This window comes from Deltaproteobacteria bacterium (assembly GCA_011773515.1).
In the GTDB taxonomy this organism is placed as follows: Bacteria; Desulfobacterota; Deferrimicrobia; order J040; family J040; genus WVXK01.
On record WVXK01000054.1, the window covers coordinates 917 to 11,083 of the forward strand.

General features: G+C 59.7%; 11 protein-coding genes. 2 read left to right on the plus strand and 9 right to left on the minus strand.

Annotated elements, in window-relative coordinates; translation table 11 throughout:
* Positions 1–934, plus strand: a 934-nt coding sequence (gene amrS, locus GTN70_05325) for an AmmeMemoRadiSam system radical SAM enzyme (GenBank protein NIO16404.1), incomplete at its 5' end; no start/stop codon positions are given.
* A gap of 85 nt (positions 935–1,019) precedes the next feature.
* On the opposite strand, the gene GTN70_05330 is transcribed toward amrS, so the two are convergent.
* From GTN70_05330 to GTN70_05365, 8 genes are all read right to left on the minus strand, one after another.
* Positions 1,020–1,442: a hypothetical protein gene (locus tag GTN70_05330; GenBank protein ID NIO16405.1), complete on the minus strand. Its 423-nt coding sequence runs from the start codon at positions 1,440–1,442 to the stop codon at positions 1,020–1,022.
* A gap of 157 nt (positions 1,443–1,599) precedes the next feature.
* Positions 1,600–2,376 carry a radical SAM protein gene (locus tag GTN70_05335; protein NIO16406.1) on the minus strand — a complete coding sequence of 259 codons (777 nt, stop codon included), beginning with the start codon at positions 2,374–2,376 and terminating at the stop codon, positions 1,600–1,602.
* Between the two features lie 92 nt (positions 2,377–2,468).
* Positions 2,469–3,725, minus strand: a complete 1,257-nt coding sequence (locus GTN70_05340) for an iron-containing alcohol dehydrogenase (protein NIO16407.1) — start codon at positions 3,723–3,725, stop codon at positions 2,469–2,471.
* A 48-nt stretch (positions 3,726–3,773) separates the two neighbouring features.
* Positions 3,774–4,448 (minus strand): ATP-binding cassette domain-containing protein, encoded by a 675-nt coding sequence (locus GTN70_05345; GenBank protein NIO16408.1) that lies wholly within the window; start codon positions 4,446–4,448, stop codon positions 3,774–3,776.
* A 2-nt stretch (positions 4,449–4,450) separates the two neighbouring features.
* A complete protein-coding gene (locus tag GTN70_05350; GenBank protein NIO16409.1) occupies positions 4,451–5,212 on the minus strand; it encodes an ATP-binding cassette domain-containing protein in 762 nt (253 codons plus the stop codon).
* On the minus strand, positions 5,196–6,161 hold the full coding sequence (locus GTN70_05355) for a branched-chain amino acid ABC transporter permease (protein NIO16410.1): 966 nt from the start codon (positions 6,159–6,161) through the stop codon (positions 5,196–5,198). Before GTN70_05355 ends, GTN70_05350 begins: the two co-directional genes overlap by 17 nt.
* Positions 6,158–7,054: a branched-chain amino acid ABC transporter permease gene (locus GTN70_05360; GenBank protein NIO16411.1), complete on the minus strand. Its 897-nt coding sequence runs from the start codon at positions 7,052–7,054 to the stop codon at positions 6,158–6,160. The genes GTN70_05355 and GTN70_05360 overlap by 4 nt, the downstream gene beginning before the upstream one ends.
* Before the next feature lie 19 nt (positions 7,055–7,073).
* Positions 7,074–8,354: an ABC transporter substrate-binding protein gene (locus tag GTN70_05365; GenBank protein ID NIO16412.1), complete on the minus strand. Its 1,281-nt coding sequence runs from the start codon at positions 8,352–8,354 to the stop codon at positions 7,074–7,076.
* A gap of 313 nt (positions 8,355–8,667) precedes the next feature.
* On the opposite strand from GTN70_05365, the gene GTN70_05370 reads away from it, so the two are divergent.
* Entirely contained in the window at positions 8,668–9,318 is a 651-nt protein-coding gene (locus GTN70_05370; GenBank protein NIO16413.1) for a lactate utilization protein, read from the plus strand.
* 54 nt (positions 9,319–9,372) lie between these two features.
* Here GTN70_05370 and GTN70_05375 read toward each other — a convergent pair.
* On the minus strand, positions 9,373–10,167 hold a 795-nt coding region (locus tag GTN70_05375), incomplete at its 5' end, for a DUF362 domain-containing protein (protein ID NIO16414.1).

The window sequence follows — 10,167 nt, forward strand, 5'->3', positions numbered from 1 at the left end:
GGGCAGGCGGGGATGGTGCATGACGAGGCTGAACAGCAAGGGGACGCTCTACAGCCTGACCTACGGGAAGGTCTCCTCGGCCTCGATAAACCCAATCGAGAAAAAGCCGGTGTACCACTTTCTCCCGGGAAGCACCTGGTTTTCCGTGGGGAGCCTGGGCTGCAATTTCCGCTGTCCCGGCTGCCAGAACTTCGAGATCGCCCACATGGCCGGCTTCGTTTCGACCTATCATCTCACCCCGAGGGATCTGGTCGGCCTCGCGGAGAACCAGGGGTGCAGCGGTATCTCCTGGACCTTCAACGAGCCCACCCTCTGGTTCGAGTACACCCTCGACGGGGCCCGGATAGCAAAAAAGCGGGGTCTCTTCACCAACTACGTCACCAACGGCTACATCACGGAGGAGGCACTTTCCCTCATCGCGCCGCACCTCGACGTGTACCGGGTGGACGTGAAGGCATTTTCGGAAGAGGGGTACAGAAAGGTGGCCAACGTATCGGATTTTCAGGGGATCCTCAGGGTGACGGAGAAGGCAAGGAGCATGGGGCTCCACGTGGAGGTGGTCACAAACCTCATTCCGGGCATGAATGACGACGACGGGCAGCTTGCGGGGATCGCCTCCTGGATCGCAGAGCGCCTCGGCGAGGACACCCCCTGGCACGTGACGATATTCCACCCCCAGTACAAGCTATCCCATCTGGAGCCGACACCGGCCTCCTCCGTCGATCGGGCCCTTGCGGCGGGACAAGGGGCCGGCCTGCGCTACGTCTATGTCGGGAACGACCCCGGGCACCCCCGTCAGAGCACCTGCTGCGCCAACTGCGGGGCCCTGCTCATTGAGCGCTACGTGATGGAGATCCATAAAAACAGGATCGTGGACGGCGCCTGCCCGGACTGCGGGGAGGTTGTACCCGGAAGATTCACCACAAATGGGTAATTTCTAATCCACAACATATGGTTCGCCTATCTGGGAGCCCGAACGAATGAAGGGGGAAAACATTCCCGTGACCTGTGCGTAAGCCCTATCTGTCCTCCATCCGGAGCTCCATGACGATGTTCCCCCAGCCCCCGCAGCGTACCCCCACGTCAAAACAGCCGACCCTTTTGAATCTCATATCGTTCGGGTCGGCACCTGCGAAGAAGAGTTCATTCGATGCGAAAATCAACTTGGCGGCCGAAGAAAGGGCGTAGACGCAGACCCTTTTCGGACAGCGCTTCGTTATGAGGTTTCCCGCGCCGTCGAAGTAGAGCTTGTCTCCCACCTGGTGCTGACTGTTGCAGCCCTGTGAAGCAACCACCTCGAGGACGATCTGCTTTTTCATCAATCCGAGCCCTTTCACAATTACGTCCTCGTTTCTCGGGTCTTCTCTGAATAGTTTCATCTCTTCATCGCTGTATCCGAGATGCTTCTGGAAAAATTCCCACGTGCCTTCGTCGATTTTCATGATCTTCCCTCCCAACCGGATTCAAATCAATGATATATAGTGATCCCCATGCCCGCGATAATGGGGTCAGTTCCCATTTCCTCAGAAAATTAGAATAAATGCAAGGAAATGGAAACTGCCCCCCCCAGTTTGCTATAAAGCCGGAAGGAGGATTCCGTCAACAGAGTTCGACGGGGATACCGTCAAAGGCTGCGGCGAGCCTGCCCATGACGTCGTGGATGAAGTCATCGTCGAGCCAGAGGGTAAGTTTCCTGGAGCGGTATAAACCGGCTGTTTTGCCGGTATAGTTCATTCTGTCGATGAGAACGCTCTCCACGTGCGGGCCGATAGCTGCTGCGACTTGCTCCGGGTTCATGGGGAGAACGGGCCCCACGAAGGCGTAGGTCGAAACCCCGGCGGCACGGAGTTTTTTGAGCGCTTCGATGCGCTCCTCTATCGGGGGAGCCCCGGGCTCGAAGACTTTCCTCACCCCATCGTCGTCGGTGGTGACCGTGATTCCCACCGCTATGTCATCGAACTTTCTTAGAAGGTCCAGATCTCTTAAAACGAGAGGGGATTTGGTAAGGATCTGCACGGAAAAACGCGAGGGGATAAGGACCTCCAGGCATCCCCTCGTGATGCGGTACCTTTTCTCTGCCGGCTGGTAGGGGTCGGTGACAGAACTGATCATCACGTTGCCCTCTCGCTTCTTTTTCAGCTCTTTGGCGAGGACGCCGGGCGCGTTCACCTTCGCGTCGACGAAACTTCCCCATTTTTCCTTGTGGCCGGTAAAGCGCTTCATGAAATCGGCGTAACAGTACCTGCAGGCATGCATGCATCCCGTATAAGGATTTACGCAGTAGTCCACCCCCGGGATTTGTGACCGGGTCAAGACCGATTTTGCGAATCTCTCCTGCAGACGAACCATGACCGCTTCCACCCACCATGGCAGCATATTTCTATTCTAACGCAATATCAGGGGTCAGTTCCCATATCCTCAGGTTTTTCGCATTTTTACCCAATGTGAGAAAATGGGAACTGACCCCACTACCAGTTCTCCAGGCTTCCCCGGTAAATATCCTTCGCGTCCTGAAGTTCCACCCTGCGGGGGGACATGGTGAGGAGACGCTGGACCTGCATCGCCGCCTCGGCCAGTTCGTCTACGTCCTTTTCGTCGAAGCCCGCGTATTTCAGACCCCGGGCCAGGCCCAGGTCGCTCATGAGGTCCCGTAAGCCCTCGCCTGCAAGAAACGCCGCCTCGCGGGTGCTCAGGCCTTCCGAGTCCTGGCCCAGCCAGCGGGCCACTTTCGCCAGCTTTTCTTCCGCCGCGGGGGAGAGAAACTCGAGGCCCTTCGGGCCGGTGAGAGACACGGCTATGCCGTGGGGAAGCTCATGGTTTCTCCCGGCGATGGGATAGGCGAGCGCGTGGGGGACGTGGACTCCCGCGTTTCCGAAGGCTCCTCCCAGGTGGGTAGCGAGGAGCATCTTCTCCCGCGCCTCCAGGTCGAAGGGCTGGTAATAGGCGCGCCTGAGATATTTCCCCACCAGCTTGATGCTCTCTTCCACGAAGAGGTCGGAGACGGGATTCGACCCGATGTAGACGGGCCGCTTGTCGGGGGAAGCGGGGCGGGGACGGGAATAGTAGGGGATGGATGTGTACGCCTCGATGGAGTGGAGCAGGGTGTCGAGACCCGTTGCGCCCGTATAGTAGGGGTCGAGGGTGATCGTGAGGGTGGGGTCCAGAATGGCCAGGTTCGGCACCAGGTAGGGGTGGGATATGCCCACTTTCAGTTTTTCCTTCGTCAGGTCCACGACGGCCACGGGGGTGTTCTCGCTCCCCGTGCCGGATGTGGTGGGCACGGCGATCATCGGCTTTACCGGTCCGGGAACCTCTTTCCCCCTTCCCGTGGGGGGAGCTATGAAGTCGTAGAAATCGGCCGGGTAGGTGGTGTAGAGGTTTATCATCTTTGCCATGTCGATGCTGCTCCCGCCGCCGATACCGATGATCCCCTCGAAGTTCCTGGTCTTTGCGAACTCTATCGCTTCGAGCACGCCCGTGTCGATGGGCTCTATGGGCGTCTGGTCGTAGATCTCTACGTCGATGCCATATTCATCCAGGTGCTTCGCGCAGGTCGTTATGATACCGGTGTTCGTTCGTATGTTCTCGTCGGTCACCAGCAGGACCGAGGAAAGGCCCATCTTCTTCACATCGTAGCCGATCTCGCTGATGACCCCGTTTCCGAACTTGACGGTCACGTTGCGGACCGTGAAAACCGTGTCGTGAGGGGATGAATATTCGAACATAACGACCTCCTTGTAAGCGGAAGTTGAATGCTGCCTGGTGCCACCTTCTTATTCTATCTCATTCGTGCTCCCTGCCCGGTTCCTGGCGATTATCTCCCCTCTCTCGATGGTGAAGGAGTTCTCCACGAGATCCGCAGAATAGGTGTCATCGGAGGCGGAGAGAAGGATGGCGATCCCCTCCACCCTGAGGGTACGCAGCACCTCCGCCAGGCGCATGGCAAGTGCCGGGGCCACACCCTCGAAGGGCTCGTCGAGAAGCAGGAGCTTTTCCCCGATGATAAGCGCCCGGGCAAGCGCCACGAGCTTGAGCTGGCCGCCGGAGAGCTGGAGCGCCTTGCGCCTGGACATGGCCTCGACTTCCGGCATGAGCCCGTACACCCATTCGAGCCGGTTCCTGAAACCGGTTGCAGCCGTGGCCCACACGGGAAGCAGCACGTTCTCCTCGACGGTGAGGTCGGGGATGAGCCTCCTGTCTTCGGGCATGTACCCCACCCGAAGGGCCGGACGCTTGTGGGCCTTTTCCATCGTCACCTCCGAGCCGCCGATGACGATCCTGCCCGACTCTACTTTCGTGAGCCCCATGATCGTTCTCATGAGCGTGGTTTTCCCCGCGCCGTTCCTCCCGATGACTCCCGCAATCGATCCCTTTCCCACGTCCAGGGACACATCCCGCAAAATGTGGGTCTTCTGGAAGAAAACATTCAGATGGGAAACTTCGAGCATGGTCATCCTTCCCCGTCCGGTTCCTGGCCGATCACGTACCTGATGACCTCTTCGTTTTTGACCACATCGGCGGCAGGCCCATCGGCGATGACCCTCCCGTCGTAGAAGGCGATTATCCGGTCGGTGTAATTTTGCACGATGTCCATGTCGTGCTCGATGAATATCGTCGCTGCTCCCGTTGATTTCACGCTCTCCATGATGGTGTCCATCAGGGGAAATTTCTCGTGGATCGCCACGCCGCTCGTGGGCTCGTCCAGAAGGAGCAGGTTTGTAGGCCCCATCATGGCCATGGCGACGTCGAGGAGCTTGCGGACTCCCTGGGGCAGGGTCGATGCCGCTTCGTTGGCATATTCGCTGATGCCGAATTCCTCGAGGGTGCCCATCACCCGGTCCCGGAACCCCTTCTGGTCGAAGGGACGGGTCAGGCGTTTGAGGGGGTTGTTCAGGAGCGTGCAGGAGACCATGAGATTTTCCCACACGTCCATATCCGGAAAGAGCTGGGTGATCTGGAAGGATCGGCAGATGCCCATGCGGATTATCTTACGCGGCGGTTGGCCCGTGATGTCAATTCCCTGGAAGCGCACGGTGCCCCCCGTGGGCTTCACGTAGCCGGTGATGATGTTCACGAAGGTGGTCTTTCCGGCGCCGTTCGCCCCGATGATGCCCACAACCTCCTTTTCGCCGATCGTGACGTTTATGTCCTCCGCTGCAACCACGGCGCCGAAGTTCTTCGACAGGTTATGTACCTCAAGGAGCGCTTTCATCACCTCTCCTCTTCGGATTGAGCCGTGCGATGACGGACCAGAGCCCCTCCGGAAGGAACAGGATTATCATCAGGAGCACGAAGCCGAGCAGCATCTGCCAGACGTACGGGGCCAGATCCAGTGCGTAGCTGCGCAGCACCTGAAACAGGACGGAGGCGATCACGGGCGCCGCCACGTGGCTCACGCCCCCGAGCAGCCCAACGAAGACGAACTCGCCCGACGTGGTCCAGTACGCGAGCTCCGGGTCAACGTGGCCCGTCCCGTAGGCGATGAGGGTCCCGCCGATAGAGGCGAGCACGCCTGCAAGGATGTATTTCGAGTAGACGATCACTTTCGGGGAGGCGCCGAGATATTCGACCCGGATCTCGTTGAGGCGCACGGCGACACCGGCGTAGCCGAGCCCCGATTTGAAATAGCGATGGATAAGGACAGATACGAGGTAGACGACGATGCAGGTAACGGCGGGCAGCGACAGCCCGGGGTCCGCCATGTCCGGCGATATGCCGAAGATGTGCGGGGGAGAGACGTTGAACCCGTCGCTCCCCCCGAGTGTCGGGTTTTTGACGATGACGCTGTAGAGGATCATGGAGACGGCCAGCGTCAGCATGGCGAAGAAGATCTCCCGGTAGTTGCACAGGAGCAGCCCGATGAGGCCCCCTGCCAGCGCGGATATGGCGATGGAGATCAGAAGCGTGAGGGAGATGTCCGTTATCCCGAAGTAGTTGCCAGCGATTCCGGCCGTGTATCCGCCGATGCAGTAAAAGAACCCCTGACCGAAGGAGACGAGCCCCGATCGCATCAGCACCACGATCCCGATCACCACGAGGGACCTGGCGAGAGACACCATGACGAGAAAGGAGAGCCATCTCGGCATGACGAAGTTCGCAGCCAGAAGAAGGGAGAACCCCAGGGTCAGGAGGGGAATCGTCCTGTCCTTCCCGCGGCTCATATCTTCCTCTCTTTCGCCCGCACGAATATCCCTTCGGGGCGAACGGCAAGCACCGTCGCCATGATCACGAAGATGACCAGGACCTCACCCTGCGGGATAAGGTGCACCGCCGCGGCTCTCGATATCCCGATGAGCAGTGACCCCAGCAGCGCCCCGCCGATGCTCCCCAGCCCGCCGGTTACCACGACGGCGAAGGCGATGACGATCACCTCGATGCCCATGCCGGGTACCACCGAGAGCGACGGGGCGATCAGCCCGCCTGCGATTGCAGCGAGTATGCTCCCGATGGCGAAGGTGGCGGCGAAAATGGCGGGCACGTTGATGCCCATGGCCATGCTGATCTCCCGGTCGTGGATGACGGCCCGGAGCAGCTTCCCGTGGCGCGTCCTGTTCAACCCGTACCAGAGCAGAAACCCCACGAGGACGGCCACGGCGATCAGGGCGAGGTCGTAGTTCGCGAAGGGGACCCCTATGATGCTCGTCCTGCCAAGCGCCTTGTAGGGCTGGATGGCGAAATAGGCGTCCACCCCCCAGATGAGCTTGATGGCGTCCTCCAGGATCAAAAGGACCGCATAGGTGACGAGCAGGATGATCACCTCGTCTTTTCCGTAGACGAAGCGCAAGATCCCCCGCTCGATCAGGATTCCCGCGATAAGGCCCGTGGCCATGGCGCAGAATATGAACAGGGCGTAGCCTGCGGCAGGCGGGTATCCCGTTGCGTAGTACCATCCCACCACCGAGGCGGAAGCGTAAGCGCCCACGGCATACAGGCTGCCGTGGGCCATGTTCAAGATCCGCATCACCCCGTAGATGAGGGTGAGGCCTGCGGCCACCAAAAACAGCCAGGACGAGTAGACCAGGCCGTCGATCAGGATGACGAGCAAAAGCTTCATGTGGTAAGCCCGGCCCTACTTACTCGCATTTGGCTCCTTTCATCCCTCCCTTGATCCAGTCTGCGCTCGATATCCCGTCGGGCGGGCTCACGCAGTCTGCAGAGAAGCGCTTCACGTTCTTCACCGTGGGTTTTCCGTCCTTCTTGGTGAACTGCCCGTAGGCGGTTCCCTGCACTGCCTGATGGCCCTTGCCGATTTTCATCATCACCGTGCCGCTCGGTGCCTCGAACTCAAGATTTTCGAAGGCCTTTATGACGTCTGCGGTGGTGAAATCGGCCTTTGCGGCTGCCGCTTTCTCGATGGCAGTCTTCAAGCCGAGAAATGCCTGGGCCATCTTGTAGGAGGGGTAGGTGGGCGGTGTGTCGAAGCGCTTTATGTAGTTTTCCCTGAACCAGCTGTTCAGCGCGCTCTCGGGAGCGAACACGCCGAATGGCCCCCGTCCGCCGATGATGGTTCCCTCGGGGATGTCGAGACGGAACATGGCCGTCTCGCCGGTGGTCAGGACCCCGGGCTGGTCATCGAAGAGGCCCCGGGCGCTGCCCTGGAGCACGAAGGCTTCCATGTCGCCCCCCCAGAAGCTCGAGTGTATGAAGTCGGCCTTGTTCACCGTCAGTGACGATATTTCCGCCCCGTACTGTCCCTTGAAGAGCTTCGGAAAGAGCTCGTTTTTGACTTCCACGTCGGGCTTGAGCACCTTCAGGGTGCTGATGAAGTCGTTCCACGAGTCGTGGCCCCAGGCGTAGTCCTGGTTGATGCCCGACACGCCCTTGAGGTCCGCCTTCATGTCGAGTATGTAGCGGGCGGCGCCCACGTTGTCGATGGTGGCGGTGGGGCCGGTTCGGAAGACGTAGGTGTAGGACGCTTCCTCGAAGATCCGGGGAGTGCCGCAGTCAAAGAGCACCGTCAGGGCCTTCAACTCTTCCGCCACGGGGGCGATCGCCAGGCAGTGTCCGCTGGAGATGTAGCCGATCACGGCGTCCACCTTCTTCTGCTGGACCAGGTTCCGAAATTCCGTCACCTGCTCCGTGGCTCCTCCTGCCTCATCGATGAGAACCATCTCGATCTGCTTCCCTGCAAACCCTTTCGTGGTGTAAGGGGCGGGAACCGTGCCTGCATTCAAAGCTTCAACGATCACATCAGCGGCATTTTTTGCAGGGACGCCGAAGGGGCCTGCCGCGCCACCGGACAAAAACGTGACGACGCCGACCTTGTAGGTATCTGCCGCAAGAGACTGGCCCGTGAAAAAGAGCGTGGCCAGCGAGAGAAAGAGAACTCCCAGTGTTCTTACCGATCCCCTCATGTCACACCTCCTTTGATAGATCACTCTCGCTAAAAGAGTGTCCCGAAAACTCCCTGGGTGCTATCTGGAGGGGGAGGCCTCGTGAATCTGGCTGTTTGATAGCTCCTCCCCGCTCCCCCGGTTTTTTTTGCCTATGTCGGATAGTCTAAAAAGCATTCTAACAAAAATTTTTTCAATATTCCAAAGCATTGGGGGTCAGTTCCCATATCCTCAGGTTTTTCGCATTTTTGCCCTATGAGGGACGATGGGTAATTGGTAAAGTACGGTAATAAAAAAAATGTGAGAAAATGGGAACTGACCCCCAGGAGGAAGAATGGAAAGAAGCATCGAGATGTACCGGTGGCACTACAGAGTGCTCGCCGACGCCTGTGCGCAGGGCCTGCAGAAGAACCGGTTCGGCGCGAGAGTGTTCGACACCATCGACGAGGCGAGGAGCGCGATCATCAAAGAGTGCGAGGAGGCCGGCTCCATCGGGTTCGGCGGCTCCCTGACCGTTGCGGCCCTGAAGATCCGCCAGGCGATGAAGGAGAAGGGCAAGGAGCTGCTCAACCACGGCCTGCCGGGACTGACCCCGGAGGAGCGGCAGGAGATCCGCCTGGGCCAGCTCACCTGCGACCTCTTCCTCACCTCGACGAACGCGGTGACCCTCGACGGGAAGCTGGTGAACATCGACGGGACGGGAAACCGGGTCAACGCAATGGCCTTCGGGCCGAAAAGGGTGGTCGTCGTTGCAGGCGGAAACAAGATCGTGAAGGATGCCGAAAGCGGCGTGAGAAGGATAAAGGATTTTGTCGCACCCATGAACGCGAAGCGCCTCGGGTACGGGACCCCCTGCGCCGTGACGGGGATATGCGCCGACTGCGACTCCCCCCAGCGGATCTGCAACGTGGTGACGATCATGGAGAAGAAACCGTCGGCCTCTGCCGTAGAGGTGTTCCTGGTGTGCGAGGCACTGGGTCTTTGATTGGCACGGGCCGGCAGCGACCCGGCCTTTTACGGATCGGCCCGTAAAATCTCTTCAGACGAGAATATCTTTTTCCCAGCCCAGCTTGATGAGGGAGATCCCTTCAGGACGGCTGTTGCCCAGGCCGAAGCGGTCCTCGGCCGCTGCTATGTGCCGTGGCGGCGGGCTGATCGGCCTTTCCGTTCCGAAGAAGGCGTTTCGTTTGGCCTGGATGATCCTGGCCCCCGTCGCGTCGGCCGCAACCGGGTCCCGGCTCACGATCAGGCCGCAATACCGCCAGGTAAAGCGGCGGTTGAAATGGTGGGGCCCGGTGCCGTGGAAAAGGGGTGTGAGCATCACCAGGATGTTGAGCCGCGTTTTGCCGGCAACGTGGGGCAGGCGCCAGATAGCGCCGAGCCCCTCGCACCCGTTCCCGTGGTATTCCCGGGGTTTTGGGACGAACATGATGTAGTTTTTCAGGAGTGTGCCGAGGCCCGACCAGTGGTGGGTCCGCATGGGGCGCACGTTGATCAACGCCGTGGCGCGTTTGAAGACGGGGTTTCCGAGCACCCCCCGGTCGTCTGCGGAAATGTCCTCCCTTTTGACCCCCGCGCCGGTGAGGCGACCTCTTATCGCCGTCTCGAGGGGCTCCGGGGTGGGAAGGTAGTGCCAGACGTTGCTTTTTATGCCCACCGTGTCGCCGGGGGACACCAGCTTCTTCCACGCCCGGGCGGGGTCTGCCGTGTCCATGAGGGCGGTTAAACCCCTGTCCAGCATGGCCGATAGGATGTCGCGATCTATCATTCCCCCCATGTCCAGGACATTTTCGTCCCGCACGAGAACGACCCGGCTTTTTCCCCTTTCTTCGGC